The sequence below is a fragment of the Inhella sp. genome (assembly GCF_041912635.1).
GTDB lineage: Bacteria > Pseudomonadota > Gammaproteobacteria > Burkholderiales > Burkholderiaceae_C > Inhella.
In genome coordinates this window covers 128976-143487 of sequence record NZ_JAYRMO010000004.1, presented here as the reverse complement: position 1 = coordinate 143487, position 14512 = coordinate 128976, and the positions used below count along the sequence as shown (strand labels likewise).

Below are 14512 nucleotides of genomic sequence, written 5' to 3'. Positions count from 1 at the left end.
TCAGGCGCGCGCCAGGCGTTCCAGCAGCCGCGCCTTGGCGGCCGGCCAATCGCGGGCCAGCAGGCTGTAGCGCACGGTGTCGCGCACCGTGCCGTCGCGGCGGCGCAGGTCGTGGCGGATCACGCCCTCGCGCTGCGCGCCCAGGCGCTCGATGGCGGCCTGGCTGCGCAGGTTCAGGATGTCGGTGCGCCAGCCCACCAGGGCCGCGCCCAGGGTCTCGAAGGCGTGCTGCATCAGCAGCAGCTTGGCAGTGGTGTTGACGGCGCTGCGCCAGCAGCTCTGTGCGTACCAGGTGTAGCCAATCTCCAGGCGGTCCAGGTCGGCCACGATGTCGTGGTAGCTGGTGCTGCCCAGCACGCGGCCGCTGGCACTGTCCAGCACCGCGAAGGGCAGGCGGTTGCCCGCGGCTTGCTGGGCCAGCGCGCGCTCGATGTAGCCGCGCGTGTCATCCGGCTCGGGCACCGAGGTGAAGGTCAGGTTCCACAGCTCGCCATCGGCGGCGGCGGCGAGCAGGCCAGCTTCATGGTCCAGGCCCAGTGGCACCAGGCGCACCGGCGCCTGGGTCAGTTCGACGGGTCCGACCTGCATCAGCGGTTGTGACGTTGCATGTGCAGCAACTTCTCGAACAGGGTCAGGTCCTGCTCGTTCTTCAGCAAGGCGCCGGCCAGCGGCGGCACGCGGGTCGGGCCGGCTTCGCTGACGCCGAGCTGGCTGGCATCGATGTCCTCGGCCAGCAGCAGGCGCAGCCAGTCCAGCAGCTCGCTGGTCGAGGGCTTCTTCTTCAAGCCGGGCAGGTTGCGCACCTGGTAGAAGCTTTTCAGCGCGGCGGCCAGCAGCTCGCTCTTCAGGTTCGGGAAGTGCACGTCGACGATGCGCTGCATGGTCTCGGCGTCCGGGAACTTGATGTAGTGGAAGAAGCAGCGGCGCAGAAAGGCGTCCGGCAGCTCCTTCTCGTTGTTGCTGGTGATGAAGACCAGCGGCCGGTGCTTGGCCTTGATGGTCTGGCGCGTCTCGTAGCAGTGGAACTCCATGCGGTCGAGTTCGCGCAGCAGGTCATTGGGGAACTCGATGTCGGCCTTGTCGATCTCGTCGATCAGCAGGGCCACTGGCGCATCGGCCTCGAAGGCCTGCCACAGCACGCCCTTGAGGATGTAGTTGTGGATGTCCTTGACCTTCTCGTCGCCCAGCTGGCTGTCGCGCAGCCGGCTGACGGCGTCGTACTCGTACAGGCCCTGCTGCGCCTTGGTGGTGCTCTTCACATGCCACTGCAGCAGCGGCAGGCCCAGCGCCCCGGCCACTTCCTCGGCCAGCAGGGTCTTGCCGGTGCCGGGTTCGCCCTTCAGAAGCAGCGGGCGTTGCAGGGTGATGGCGGCGTTGACCGCGAGCTTCAGGTCGTCGGTGGCGACGTAGTGGGCGGAGCCTTCGAATTTCATGCGGGGCAGTATAGGAATTGACCTGCGTCAAGCCGGTTCCGCCCAGCCCATAGAATGCGCCCCCATTTCCTGACGCCTCCTTCAAGAACACCATGCGCCAGCTGCTCTCTGCCCTTGCGATCGCCTCCGTCGCCCTCGCCGCCCTGCCGGCCCATGCCCAGGACGCCGCCGCCGGCGCCAAAAAGATCGCCATGTGCATCGGCTGCCATGGCATCCCCGAGTACCGCGCCAGCTTCCCTGAGGTGTACCGCGTGCCCAAGATCTCGGGTCAGAACGCCGGTTACATCGTGGCGGCGCTGCAGGCCTACGCCAAGGGGGACCGCAAGCACCCGACGATGCGTGGCATCGCAGGCTCGCTGAGCGAGCAGGACATGAAGGACATCGGCGCCTTCTACGAGCAGCAGGGCAAGGGCGAGCCGGCCCCGGCCACGGTGGCCGCGGCACCCGAGGCGATCGCCGCCAAGCTGCAGGCCTGCGCCGCCTGCCATGGCGCGAACTTCAGCAAGACCCTGGACGGCAACCACCCCAAGCTGGCCGGGCAGCATGCCGATTTCCTCTATGTGGCGCTGCGCAGCTACCAGGCCGAGGGCAAGGCCACTTGGGGCCGCGGCAACGCCATCATGCAGGGCCAGATCAAAGAGCTGAAGCCGGCCGAGCTGAAGCAGATCGCTGCCTACCTGGCCTCGCTGCCGGGCGAACTGAAGACCGTGCCGCAGTCGGCTACACGTTGATTCAGCTGACGCCCTGCTGACAAGGCCGCCTGCGGGCGGCCTTTTCTTTTGCGGGATCGCCCGGGGTGGCAGGTGCCGGAATGCGCTGATACTTTTGGCGCCCGCCATGCTGAAAAAAATCCCGACGTCCCAAGCCGAACTGGGCATGTTCCTCCAGTCCATGGAGGGCTCCTGGCTGTCGCATCCCTTCTGGAAGACGCGCTTCCTGCTCAAGGAGACGAGCGATCTGGAGGCGCTCAAGCGTTCCGGTGTGCCCTTCATCTGGATTGACGTGGTCAAGGGCAAGGACGTGCTGGAGTCGCTGGCCACTGCAGATGAAGTGCCGGCCATTGAACAGCCCGCCGCGCCGCCCCCGGCGCCCGCCCAGCCCAAGGTGTCCGCGCCCGTGGCGGCCAAACTGCCGCCCCCCAAGCCCTGCAGCTTTGCCGACGAGCTGGAACAGGCGGCCGAGCTGATGCAGCGCTCCAAGAAGCAGGTCATCAACATGTTCAACGAGGCCCGCCTGGGCCGCGCCATCAAGAGCGAGGAATGCCTGCCGGTGGTGGAGGACATCACCGGCTCGGTCTGGCGCAACCCTTCGGCGCTGATCAGCCTGGCGCGCCTGAAGACGCGCGACGACTACACCTACATGCACTCGGTGGCCGTCTGCGCCATGATGGTGGCGCTGGGCAAGCAGCTGGGGCTTTCGGAAGACGAGCAGCGCGCCGCCGGCCTGGCCGGGCTGCTGCACGACGTCGGCAAGATGCTGATGCCGCTGGAGATCCTCAACAAACCCGGCGCGCTCACCGATCCCGAATTCGCCGTCATGCGCAGCCACCCGGCGCGCGGCTACGAGGCGCTCAAGGCCAGTGGCGCGTTCGACGAGAACGTGCTGGACGTCTGCCTGCACCACCACGAAAAGATGGACGGCGGCGGCTACCCGCACCGGCTCAAGGCCGACCAGATCACGTTGTTCTCGCGCATGGGCGCGGTTTGCGATGTGTACGACGCCGTCACCTCGAACCGCCCCTACAAATCCCCCTGGGACCCGGCGGCCTCGATCGCCCGCATGGCGCAGTGGCAGGGCCATTTCGATCCCAAGGTGTTCCAGGCCTTCGTGGTTTCGATCGGCATCTACCCGGTGGGCACGCTGGTGAAGCTGCAATCGGGCAAGCTGGCGGTGGTGATTGACCAGAACCCCGGCAAACTCACCGCACCCAAGGTGCGCGTGTTCTTCTCGACCAAGTCGAACCTGCCGATTGACGTCACCGACCTCGATCTCGCTCAGGCCAACGACAAGATCGTCAGCCGCGAAGATCCGAACGCCTGGGGCTTCACCCAGCTCAATGACCTCTGGACCCAGCCGCGCTGAGCGGCTTCCCTGCCCATGATCAAGCCTTTCCTGACGGCGCTGGCCGCCGCCGGCCTTCTTGCCTTTGGCGCCCAGGCGCAGACCCTGCGCTGGGCCAGCCAGGGCGACCTGCAGACCGCCGACCCGCACTCGCAGAACGAGTCGATGACCAACATGATCAATGGTCAGGTCTACGAAAAGCTCGTCAATCGCGACAAGACCATGGCCATCGTTCCCGGCCTGGCCACCGAGTGGAGCAACCCCGACCCGCTGACCTGGCGCTTCAAGCTGCGCCCGGGCGTGAAGTTCCACGACGGCGCGCCGCTGACGCCCGAGGACGCGATCTTCTCCATCCAGCGTGCCAAGGAACCCACTTCGCAGCTGGTGCAATACGCCAATGCCGTGGGCACGCCGCGCCGGGTGGACGATCTGACGGTCGAGTTCAAGCTCGACAAGCCCAACCCGATCTTTCTGCAGCACATGGACCTGCTGTGGATCATGAACAAGGCCTGGAGCGAGAAGAACCGCGTCACCAAGCCGCTCGACTTCAAGAACAAGGAAGAAAGCTACGCCAGCCTGAACGCCAACGGCACCGGGCCCTACATGCTGGTGAGCCGCCAGCCGGGCGTGAAGAACGTCTACAAGCGCAACCCGAACTGGTGGGGCAAGTTCGAGGGCAATGTGCAGGAGATCGTGTTCACGCCGATCGGCAACGACGGCACCCGGCTGGCCGCGCTGATCTCGGGCGAGCTCGACTTCGTGCTCGACCCCGCGCCTCGCGACATCGCGCGCCTGCGCCAGCAGCCCGGCCTGCAGATCATCGACGGGCCCGAGAACCGCCTCGTCTTCATCGGCATGGACCAGGCGCGCGACAGCCTGCTCTACGGCAAGACGGCCAACGGCAAGAACCCTTTCAAGGACCTGCGCGTGCGCCAGGCGCTCTACCACGCCATCGACATCGAAGGCATCCGCGTCAAGTTGATGAACGGCCTGGCAGCGCCCACCGGGGGCCTTACGCCCTCGCCCAAGGCCAGCTTCGACGACCCCAGCGTGCAGACCCGCCTGCCTTATGACTTGAACCAGGCGCGCAAGCTGATGGCCGAGGCCGGCTACGCCGATGGCTTCGAAGTGACGCTCGATTGCCCGAACAACCGCTACATCAACGATGAGGAAATCTGCCTGACCCTGGCCTCGATGTGGGCGCAGCTGAAGATCAAGGTCAAGGTCAACCCGATGCCGCGCTCGCTCTACTTCCCTAAGCTGGAGAAGCTGGACACCAGCCTCTACCTGTACGGCTGGGGCGGCGCCATCACCGATGCCGAATCCATCTTCGCGCCGGTGCTGCGCAACCGCGGCGAGAAGGGCATCGGCGCCTACAACTACGGCAACTGGAAGAACGACAAGTTCGATCAGCTCGCCGCGCAGAGCGCCGTCGAGGTGGACGTGAAGAAGCGCGAGCAGCTGATCCGCGCCGCCATGGCCGAGTTCCGGGCTCAGACCCATCTGATCCCGCTGCATCGCCAGGTCATCCCCTGGGCGGCGCGTGCCGGCCTGAAGGCCGTGCACCGGCCCGACAACTGGCTGGAAGTGGCCTGGGTGACGGTGCCGACCCAGAAGTAATCAGGCAACAAAGCAGCAACAGCGCAGGGGCCCAATGGGCCCCTTGCCTTTGGGAGTCCGCCATGCGCTTCGGCCGCCGCCTGTTTCCTGTGCTCCTGACCCTGCTCGCGGGCGGCGTCGGGGCCCAGGCCCGCTTCGACCCCGCCACCCAGCAGCTGCGCATTCCCACCGTCGAGGTGGAAGGGCAGCTCTACCGAGACGCCCTGCTGCGCCTGGACGCCGATGGCCGCCTGAGCCTGCTGGCCCTGAGCCCGCCACCGGTCAGCCCGCCCAACCAACTGGCCGCGCGCGTGGCGGCCGCCAGCCAGGCGGCCCAGAGCGATGCCCGCTGCACGGCCGTGCGGCCCTTCTACTGGGAGATGGGCGACGCCAGCCAGCGTCTGGCCGGCGGCTCGGTGGGCTTGCCGAGCATCGAGGCCGGCAGCCAGCTGCCGATTGCCTCGTCCAGCAAATGGATCTACGCCGCCTATGTGCTGGAGCGCCGTGCGGGCCAGCCGACGGCCGAGGACATCCAGTTCCTCAATTTCCGCAGCGGCTACACCCAGTTCCCGCCCAATGGCTGCCAGGCGCAGGACACGGTGGCCAGCTGCCTGGCGCGCGACAACAACGGCGTCAAGACGCCAGCCCACGAGGGCTTCTTCTATTACGGCGGCGGCCACATGCAAAAGCACGCCAACCAGCCCAGCATGGGCCTGGGAGCACTCGACAACGCCGGCCTGGCCGCCGAGCTGCGCCGCCTGCTGGGGCAGGACGTGGCCCTGGCCTATCTGCAGCCCCAGCCCGCCGGTGGCCTGCGCATGACGGCACGCGACTACGCCACCTTCCTGCGCAAGCTGCTGGGTGGCCAGCTGCGCATGAGTGCCTGGCTGGGTGCTCAGGCCGTGTGCACCAACCCCGCACGCTGCAGCCAGGCCCTCTACACCCCGGTGCCGGCCACGCAGAGCTGGCATTACGGCCTGGGCCATTGGATCGAGGACGACCCGGCTGGCGATGGCGCCTTCAGCAGCGCGGGTGCGTTCGGCTTCTACCCCTGGATCGACGCCCAACGCAGCCACTACGGCGTGCTGGCGCGCTTTGACGCGGGCGGTGCGGGTGCGGATTCATCGGCCTGCGGTGCGGCCATTCGGCAGGCCTGGGTGGGGGCGGCGCCGCTGGCCGCGGCTTCGCGCCGACGTCAGTAGGCGTCCAACTCGGCCAGCTGGTCGGCCCACTCGTCCAGCTCGGTGGCGTGGATGTGCAGCCAATCCAGCACGGCCTCGCCGTGCGCGGTCCAATCGGCATCCGGCGGCAGGCTTTCGGTGCGGCGCATCAGCTGCTCGGCCACCAGGCCGGCGGCCACCAGCAAGGGCACACCGGGTTCGATCTCGCGGTCCGTCAGAACCGTGAAATCGTGGTGCAGGCGCACCGCGGCCATCAGGGGTTGGGGCAGGCCCCAGGCGCGCACCACCAGGGCGCCCACCACGGCGTGGTTGATTTTGTGGTTGATGTCCTCGGTCTTGACGAAGGGGCGGTCGATGCGCGCCGCGCCTTCCACCAGCGTGGCGCCATAGCCGCGCACCGACTGCAGCAGCACCGGCATGCCGACATGCTGAAAGAGGCCGAAGCTGCTCGCCAGGTCGGCGTCCAGCCCCGGCAGCTTGGGCGCCAGCAGGCGCATGGCGGCGGCGCGCCGGCTGCTGCGCTCCCAGAAGCGCGCCAGGTGCGGGCTGTTGACCGGAATGGCGTTGCGCACCAGAAAGCCCGTCATCAGCTCGGCGGTGAGGTTGAGTCCAAGGCGTGTCATCGCCTGGCCCACGCTCACACAGGGGCTGCCACCCCCAAGATGCACCGGGCTGTTGGCTACGCGCAGCAGGGTGGCGGACATGGCCACGTCCTCGGCCGCAATGGCCTGCACCTCGTTCAGATCGGGTTGTGGCAGGGCCAGCGCGGCCCGCAGGCGGCGCAGGTGCTCGGGGCAGGGCGGGATCTTGATCTCGCGCAGCGGGCCGCGCTCACGGGCGGTCTGGATCTCTTGTTGGACGGCGGCGATCTGCATCGTGAAAGCATACCCAGCGTCCACCCAGCCCGGCCGCGGCCAGAGCGCAGGAATTCGCGCTGCGCCAGGGTTTTTCAGCCATGGGCGCGCGCAGCCCTGCACCTACAGTGCCGGCTGCCGTGATCGACCGCCGCCTGTTCCCAGTTCTGCTGCTTGCCCTGGCCCTGCCGGTGCTGGCCTGGGAACGTGCCCGCCTGCTGGAACAGGCCGCGCAGCTGCCACCACCGGCGCAGAAGGTGGTGCAGGGTCTGGTGGAGCTGATCGAGCGCAGCCCGGCGCAGGCGCCGGCGCAGCGCGTGCGCGAGGTGAACGACTACATCAACCAGCGCGTGCAGTGGCAGACCGACCAGCAGATCTGGGGCCAGATGGACTACTGGGCCAGCCCGCTGGAGATGTTCGAAAAGGGCCGCGGCGACTGCGAGGACCTGGCCATGGCCAAGTACTTCGCGCTCTTGGCCGAGGGCCTGCCCGAAAGCAGCCTGCGCCTGGTCTACGTGCGCGCCCAGTACCTGGGCCGCCCGCAGGCGCACATGGTGCTGGCCTGGTACCCCACGCCCCAGGGCGAGCCCTGGATCCTGGACAACATCGACCCCGAGCTGAAGCGCGCCGGCGAGCGGCCCGATCTGGCGCCGGTGTTCAGCTTCAATGCCGAGGGCCTGTGGCAGGGCGTGGGTGCGCAGGGCGCCGGCAACCCGCTCACGCGCTTGTCCCTTTGGCGCGACGCCCTGGCCCGCGCCAAGGCCCAAGGTTTCTGATGGCCCACCCCCGAAGCGCTTCGCGCCTCCCCCTCAAGGGAGCGTCACCAGTGGCCCGGCAAAGCCGGTTCCACGGTGACCGCTTGGATGGGATGTGGCATGCGCGCTCTGGCTGCAAACGCCGGGGCCGAGGAGCATTTCCATGAGTTTGATTCGTCAGGTCAGCCTGTTGATCGTGCTGGCGCTGCTGGTCGGCCTGATGGGGGCCCTGGGGGTCTCGGTAGGTTCGATGCGGGCGGTGCTGCAGGATCAGGCCCGTATCAAGAATGCGGACAACGCGCAGTCGCTGGCGCTGGCGGTGTCGCAGCAGGGTGGCGACGCCGCGCTGATCGAGCTCCTGATGAGCGCCCAGTTCGACACCGGCCATTACCAGCAGCTGCGCTGGGTGCAGGCCGATGGCAAGACCGCCTTCGCCCGCGAGGCCCAGGCCAGCGGCGGCCGTGCGCCGGCCTGGCTGCGCCAGGCCCTGCCCATCGAGGCCGAGCCCGGCATCGCCCAGCTCAGCAACGGCTGGCAATCGATCGGCCGCGTGGAACTGCGCAGCCAGCTCGGCTATGCCTACGACGCGCTGTGGGACGGCCTGCTGCGCGCGGCCGCCTGGTCGGCCCTGCTGACCCTGCTGGCGCTGGCGCTGGCGCAAGCGGTGCTGGGGCGCATCCGCCGCCCGCTGGATGCCCTGGTGGCCCAGGCCGATGCCATGGCCGAGGGCCAGTTCGTCACCGTCGAGCCCTCGAAGGTGAGCGAGCTGCGTTCGCTCACCGACGCGCTGAACGCCATGGTGCAACGCATCAAGCGCATGTTCGAGGCGCAGACCGAGCAGCTTGGCCTGCTGCGCCAGCAGGCGCACTGCGATGCGCTCACCGGGCTGTCGCTGCGCAAGCACTTCCTGGCCGAGCTGGCTTCGGCGCTGGCGCGCGACGACCTGCCCGAGCGCGCCGGCCTGCTGCTGCTGCGCCTGCAGGACCTGGCCGGCGTGAACCGCGTGCTCGGCCGCGAGGCCACCGACGAGGTACTGGCCCTGCTGGGCCACGCGCTGCAGCAGTACACCGAGCGCGTGCCGGGTAGTCTGGCTGGGCGCTTGAACGGCGCTGATTTCGCACTGTGGCTACCCGCGCCCGCCGTGTTGGAGGAGAGCGCCCAGGCCTTGGCGGACACGCTCAAGCTGGCCTTGCAGCAGGGCGGCGGGCAGGGCGGCAACGGCGTGCTGCGCCTGGCCCTGGGCGGCGCCGAGCTTGCGCGAGAGCAGGCGCTCTCGCAGTGGTTCGCCCAGGCCGACGAAGCCCTGGCCCAGGCCGAGGGCCAAGCCGCAGCCGGTCAGACGATTGGTATTTCGCTGCGCCAGGTGCCCGCGCGTGCCGATGCCCCTGTGCTGCCCAGCGGCGAGCGTGCCTGGCGCGCGCAGATCGAGGCCGCGCTGGCGCAGGGGCACACGCGCCTGCTGCAGTACCCGGTGCTGGACCGCGACGGCCATCTGTTGCACTGGGAATGCCCGCTGCACCTGGGCCTGGCCGAGCGCAGCGGCAGCACGCCCGATTTCGTCAATGCCCAAACCTGGCTGCCCCTGGCCCTGCGCACCCAGCTGACGGCCGAGGTGGACCTGGCCGCCGTGGCCGCCGCCCTGCAGCTGGTGCGCGACGACGGCCAGATGCGCGCGCTCAACCTCGCCCCGGCCTCATTGCTGGCGCAGGACTTTGTGGGCCGCTTGCGTGACCTGCTGCGCAGCCAGGCCTTGGCGGCGCGTCAGATCGCGCTGGAGTTCGATGTCTCGGCCGCCCAGCCCAAGAGCTTCGAGCTGCTGCGCGAGCTCTCGCGCAGCCTGCACCCGCTGGGCGTGCGCGTGGGCCTGGAGCATGCCGGCGCCCAGCTGCAGCGTATCGAGCGTCTGTACGAGCTGGGCCTGGACTATGTGAAGCTGGACCGCGCCATCCTCGTCGGCGTGCACGAGGACGCCAGCCGCGCCGGCTTCGTGCGCAGCCTGGTCATCTTCCTGCACAGCCTGCAGCTGCAGGTGCTGGGCGAGGGCGTGGATGACCCGCGCGATGCGCAGGCCTTGCTGGATTGCGGATTGAACGGACTCACCGGCCCCTGGGCCACCGGCCACCAAGTCAGGTAGCCCCCCCGCGCCTCCCCCCAGGGGGCGCCGCCAGCGGCCCGGCAAAGCCGGTTCTGCGGCGGCCCCTTGGTGGCAGCATCTGTGCGTATTGCCAATAGCTGAGTACATCTCGTGATTGAAGCCTTGTTCTCCCCCCTGCGCGCTGGCGCGCTGGATTGCGCCAACCGCATCTGGATGGCCCCGCTGACGCGCCTGCGCTCGATCGAGCCCGGCGATCTGCCGGGGCCGCTGGCGCCGCTGTACTACCGCCAGCGCGCCGGCGCCGGCCTGATCGTTTCGGAAGCCACGCACATCAGCCCGCAGGCCAAGGGCTATGCCGGGGCGCCGGGCATCTACTCGGACGAGCAGGTCGAGGCCTGGAAGCCCGTCATCGAGGCCGTGCACCAGGCCGGCGGGCGCATCGTCTGCCAGCTCTGGCATGTCGGGCGCATCTCTCACGCCAGTCTGCAGCCGGGCGGGCTGGCGCCGGTGTCGGCTTCCGCCATCGCGGCGCAGGCGCGCACCAGCCTGAGGCACGCCAGTGGCGAGGTCTACCGCGAGGCCTGCAGCACGCCACGGGCGCTCGAGCGCTGCGAGCTGCCCGGCCTGGTGGACAGCTATGCCATGGCCACGCGCCGCGCCCGCGCGGCCGGCTTCGATGGCGTGGAGATTCACGCGGCGCATGGCTACCTGCTGCAGCAGTTCCTGGCCGCGGCCAGCAACCAGCGCCAGGACGAATACGGCGGCACGATCGAGAACCGCGCGCGCCTGTGCCTGCAGGTGGTCGATGCCGTCTGCGCCGAATGGGCGCCCGAACGCACGGGCATCCGCATCTACCCCTGCCCGGCCGCCCCCGATCTGGCCGACGACGACCCCGAGGGCAACGCGCTCTACCTGGTGGAGCAGCTGGGCCGGCGCGGTCTGGCCTACCTGCATGTGTCAGAGCCCGACTGGGCTGGCGGCCCCGAGTTGCGGCCCGAGTTCCGCCAGGGCTTGCGTGCGCGCTTCTCCGGCGTCATCGTCGGGGCCGGGAACTACCAGGTGGCCGATGCAGTGGCGCGCATCGAAGCCGGCTTGATCGACGCGGTGGCCTTCGGGCGGCCCTTCATCGCCAACCCGGATCTGCCGCTGCGCATCCGCCAGGGCGCGGCCTGGAACACACCAAATCCGCAGAGCTTCTACGGTGGCGGTGCCGAGGGCTACACCGACTACCCCACGCTGGAGTGAACGATGGCCAAGGACGCGAAGAAGGACCGCATCGGCAAGGCCGAGTACCTGGAGAAGCTCGCCCCGCTGCAGCTGGAGCTGAACCGCATGGCGCGCTGGGTGCAGCACAGCGGCAAGCGTGTGCTGGTGCTGATCGAGGGCCGCGACACGGCGGGCAAGGGCGGGGTGATCTCTGCGATCTCGGACACGCTCAACCCGCGCCAATGCCATGTGGTGGCCCTGGGCAAGCCCAGTGAGCGCGAGCGCAGCCAGTGGTACTTCCAGCGCTATGTGCCGCATCTGCCGGCGGCCGGCGAGATCGTGCTGATGGACCGCAGTTGGTACAACCGCGCCGGCGTCGAGCCGGTGATGGGCTTTTGTTCGCCCGATCAGGCCAAGGCCTTCTTGAAGCAGGTGCCCAGCTTCGAGCAGCTGCTGGTGGACGACGGCATCCTGCTCTTCAAGTACTGGTTGTGCGTGGACCAGGCCCAGCAGGAGCAGCGCTTTGCCGAGCGCCTGGCCGACCCGATGAAGCGCTGGAAGCTCAGCCCCATCGACCTGCAGGCGCGCGACAAATACGCCGCCTACACCGCCGCGCGCGAGACCATGCTCAAGGCCAGCCACACCGCACAGGCGCCCTGGACCCTGGTGGACTTCAATGACCAGCGCCGCGGCCGGCTCAAGCTGATCCGTCACCTGCTCGACCAGCTGCCCGACACCGCCATTCCGGATGATCTGATCGAGTTCCCACCCCTGGCCGGCGAGCCGCTGAAAGAGCGCTACAAGGGCAAGCTGCGGCCGCTCTGAAACGGTTTGCAAAAGCCGGCGCGCAGCTGCTGGCGCGCGGCTTTAATGCCGGCCTTCGCCCCGGGGATGGGGCTCGGGGAGCTGGTATGGCAATCAAGTGGATGGTGCTGTTGGGTCTGTTGGCGGGCAGCCTAGGCGTGGCGGCACAGACGCAACTGGTGGAAGGGCTGGACGCCCGCGCGCCCTACTTGGCGCGGCCGCTGCCGGCCCTGAACCAGCCCTATGCGGACGAGGCCTACGGTGCGCGCGTGCGCCGCGTCAGCGATGCGGCCATCGCCTATGACCGCGACCCGCCGAGCTGGGTGCGCCACGCCTATTCGCGCCAGCCGGCCTTCAATGCCGATTCGAGCCGGGTGCTGATGCAGAGCTCGAACGGTTGGATGCGCCTGTTCACGCGTGATGCCGCCAGCGGTGCACTGAGCTTCAGCAAGACCCTGAGCCTGGCCGAACCGCAGGAACCGGTCTGGCACCCGAGCGACCCGCACAAGATCCGCCACCTGGGCTACTACGGCCAGGGTCTGCGCATCCACGAATACGACATCCGCACCGATCAGAGCACTGTGCTGGCCGACCTGGGCGCGCGGGTGCGCGAACGCTTTCCGCGCGCCACCTCCATGTGGACCAAGCAAGAGGGCCGGCCCTCGAACGACGGGCGCATCTGGTGCCTGCAGGTGGAGGACGCGAACTTCGCCATTCAGGGCCTGATTGCCTACGACCTGAGCGCCGACCGCCTGCTCGGCAGTCTGGCGGTGGACGAGCGGCCCGACCACATCTCCACCTCCCCCCTGGGCCAGCACTGCGTGCCCAGCTGGGTGGGCGCGCGCGGCACGCGCGCCTACAGCACCGACTTCCAGAGCTTCCGCCAGCTGCACAGCACCAGCGAACACAGCGACCTGGCCCTGATCGCCAGCGGCGCTGAGGTGCTGGTGTTCACCGACTACCAGAGCGGCGACCTGGCCATGGTTGAGCTGGCCAACGGCCAGCGCACGAATCTGTTCCGGCTCTATGGCGCCAACGCCTCGGCCACCGCCGTGCATGTCAGCGGCATCGGCTCCGAGCAGCGCCCCGGCTGGGCCCTGGTCAGCACCTATGCCTGCAGCACCCAGTACGGCAGCGCGGCCTGCCCCTGGGACCAGCAGCCCCTGCGCGACAAGCTGCTGCTGGTGCAGCTGGCCGCCAACCCGCGCATCGTCAATGTGGCGCACAACCGCTGGGGGCCGGCCGGCTACTTTGGCGAGCCGCAGGCGGTGGCGAACAAGGACTACAGCCTGATGCTGTTCGCCTCCAGCTGGGGGGCGGCCGACCCGGTGCATGCCTTCCAGGTCGAGTTCAACGCCACCCTGCTGGGCAGTGCGCCACCATCCCCCGGTTTGCAGCTCAGCGGGGCCATGGTTCAGCGCATCGACGCCCAGCGCGCGCAGCTGGGCTTGCGCAGCAATCAGGCGGCCGCTTGCCGACTGTCCAGTCAGCCCGGCACCTCTTTCTCGGCGCTCAGTCTGGCCTTTACGGCGGGGGAGGGCGGCCTGAGCCACGCGCGCCTGCACGGCCTGGGCAGTGCGGCCGCACAGACCGTCTACGCCCGCTGCCGCGCCGAGGCCAGCGGCGCCGAGCAGGAGCTGGCCCTGGTCATTCCGGCCTGGTCCCAGCCCTTCACGCTTGGCTTGCTGCAGATCAAGCGCAGCAGCCCCTACGCTGCCGAACTGCTACTGAGCAGCAGCGCCGCCGCCAGCTGCCGCCTCGCCACGCAGCCCGGCCATGCCTTTGGCGCGCTCTGGGATGCCTTCAGCGCCAGCCAGGGCGGTCTGCGCCACAGCAAACGCGTGGGCCTGAGTGGGCCGGGCACTCACCAGCGCTGGGCGGTCTGCCGCAGTGGCACGGGTGCGGAGGCCGAGTTGGCCTTGACCATCCGTTGATCAGTCGCTGATCAATCGATATCGCCGATCAGCAGCTCCGTGCGCCCGGCACGCTGGTGCTCCAGCGTGGCGCGCACGGTGCGGAAGGCCAGTTCGTCCCAGGGGATTTCGGCGAAGTGGAACAGCGCCACTTCCAGGGATTCCGGCCCGGGTGCGAAGTCCAGGTCGAGCAGGCGGGCGCGGTAGAACAGATGCACCTGGCCGATGCGGGTCACGTTCAGCAGGCTCATCAGGCCCAGCAGTTCCACGCGCGCGCCGGCTTCCTCCAGCGTTTCGCGCAGCGCCCCCTCGGCCACGCTCTCGCCCAGCTCCATGAAGCCCGCCGGCAGCGTCCACCGCCCGCGTTGCGGCTCGATGGCGCGGCGGCACAGCAGCACGCGGCCGTCCGGCGCCAGGGGCAGGGTGCCCACCACATTGGTGGGGTTCTCGTAATGGATCTGGCCGCAATCCGTGCAGACGGCGCGTTCGCGGTTGTCCTCGGGCGGGGTGCGGTACTGCACAGCCGCTCCGCAGGCGGCGCAGTGCTGGTAGCGGCGGGTGACATGCATGGGGGAGCAAGTGTCGCCCAGCGGCCCAGGTGATCGCTGGCT

At 68.9% G+C, this 14512-nt stretch carries 13 protein-coding genes; 9 read left to right on the top strand and 4 right to left on the bottom strand.

Going from position 1 to position 14512, the window contains the following annotated elements; all coding sequences use genetic code 11:
- Complete coding sequence (locus tag ACE3QP_RS03675; RefSeq protein WP_374433706.1) at nucleotides 1–591, bottom strand: GNAT family N-acetyltransferase; 591 nt, start codon at nucleotides 589–591, stop codon at nucleotides 1–3.
- Nucleotides 588–1433 carry an AAA family ATPase gene (locus ACE3QP_RS03670; RefSeq protein ID WP_374433618.1) on the bottom strand — a complete coding sequence of 282 codons (846 nt, stop codon included), beginning with the start codon at nucleotides 1431–1433 and terminating at the stop codon, nucleotides 588–590. Before ACE3QP_RS03670 ends, ACE3QP_RS03675 begins: the two co-directional genes overlap by 4 nt.
- Nucleotides 1434–1525: 92 nt before the next feature.
- On the opposite strand from ACE3QP_RS03670, the gene ACE3QP_RS03665 reads away from it, so the two are divergent.
- The 4 genes from ACE3QP_RS03665 (at nucleotide 1526) to ACE3QP_RS03650 (ending at nucleotide 6295) form a co-directional block, all read left to right on the top strand.
- Complete coding sequence (locus ACE3QP_RS03665) at nucleotides 1526–2164, top strand: cytochrome c (protein WP_374433617.1); 639 nt, start codon at nucleotides 1526–1528, stop codon at nucleotides 2162–2164.
- A gap of 106 nt (nucleotides 2165–2270) precedes the next feature.
- Nucleotides 2271–3515: an HD-GYP domain-containing protein gene (locus tag ACE3QP_RS03660; protein WP_374433615.1), complete on the top strand. Its 1245-nt coding sequence runs from the start codon at nucleotides 2271–2273 to the stop codon at nucleotides 3513–3515.
- A 15-nt stretch (nucleotides 3516–3530) separates the two neighbouring features.
- Nucleotides 3531–5114 (top strand): ABC transporter substrate-binding protein, encoded by a 1584-nt coding sequence (locus tag ACE3QP_RS03655; RefSeq protein ID WP_374433614.1) that lies wholly within the window; start codon nucleotides 3531–3533, stop codon nucleotides 5112–5114.
- Nucleotides 5115–5176: 62 nt separating this feature from the next.
- Entirely contained in the window at nucleotides 5177–6295 is a 1119-nt protein-coding gene (locus tag ACE3QP_RS03650) for a hypothetical protein (protein WP_374433612.1), read from the top strand.
- On the opposite strand, the gene ACE3QP_RS03645 is transcribed toward ACE3QP_RS03650, so the two are convergent.
- Entirely contained in the window at nucleotides 6289–7149 is an 861-nt protein-coding gene (locus ACE3QP_RS03645; protein WP_374433610.1) for an HDOD domain-containing protein, read from the bottom strand. The two genes, ACE3QP_RS03650 and ACE3QP_RS03645, sit on opposite strands and share 7 nt — an antisense overlap.
- A 119-nt stretch (nucleotides 7150–7268) precedes the next feature.
- On the opposite strand from ACE3QP_RS03645, the gene ACE3QP_RS03640 reads away from it, so the two are divergent.
- The 5 genes from ACE3QP_RS03640 (at nucleotide 7269) to ACE3QP_RS03620 (ending at nucleotide 13922) form a co-directional block, all read left to right on the top strand.
- The gene (locus ACE3QP_RS03640) at nucleotides 7269–7904 is read left to right on the top strand and encodes a transglutaminase-like cysteine peptidase (protein ID WP_374433609.1); all 636 of its coding nucleotides are present in this window, start codon (nucleotides 7269–7271) and stop codon (nucleotides 7902–7904) included.
- Nucleotides 7905–8046: 142 nt separating this feature from the next.
- Nucleotides 8047–10017, top strand: a complete 1971-nt coding sequence (locus tag ACE3QP_RS03635) for a LapD/MoxY N-terminal periplasmic domain-containing protein (RefSeq protein ID WP_374433606.1) — start codon at nucleotides 8047–8049, stop codon at nucleotides 10015–10017.
- Between the two features lie 111 nt (nucleotides 10018–10128).
- The gene (gene nemA / locus ACE3QP_RS03630; protein ID WP_374433605.1) at nucleotides 10129–11223 is read left to right on the top strand and encodes an N-ethylmaleimide reductase; all 1095 of its coding nucleotides are present in this window, start codon (nucleotides 10129–10131) and stop codon (nucleotides 11221–11223) included.
- 3 nt (nucleotides 11224–11226) lie between these two features.
- Nucleotides 11227–12009 carry a polyphosphate kinase 2 gene (gene ppk2, locus ACE3QP_RS03625; RefSeq protein ID WP_374433604.1) on the top strand — a complete coding sequence of 261 codons (783 nt, stop codon included), beginning with the start codon at nucleotides 11227–11229 and terminating at the stop codon, nucleotides 12007–12009.
- An 86-nt stretch (nucleotides 12010–12095) separates the two neighbouring features.
- Nucleotides 12096–13922: a hypothetical protein gene (locus tag ACE3QP_RS03620; RefSeq protein WP_374433603.1), complete on the top strand. Its 1827-nt coding sequence runs from the start codon at nucleotides 12096–12098 to the stop codon at nucleotides 13920–13922.
- Between the two features lie 11 nt (nucleotides 13923–13933).
- Here the strand turns inward: ACE3QP_RS03620 and ACE3QP_RS03615 are convergent, their stop codons facing one another.
- Nucleotides 13934–14470 carry an NUDIX hydrolase gene (locus ACE3QP_RS03615; protein WP_374433602.1) on the bottom strand — a complete coding sequence of 179 codons (537 nt, stop codon included), beginning with the start codon at nucleotides 14468–14470 and terminating at the stop codon, nucleotides 13934–13936.
- Between the last annotated feature and the right edge of the window lie 42 nt (nucleotides 14471–14512).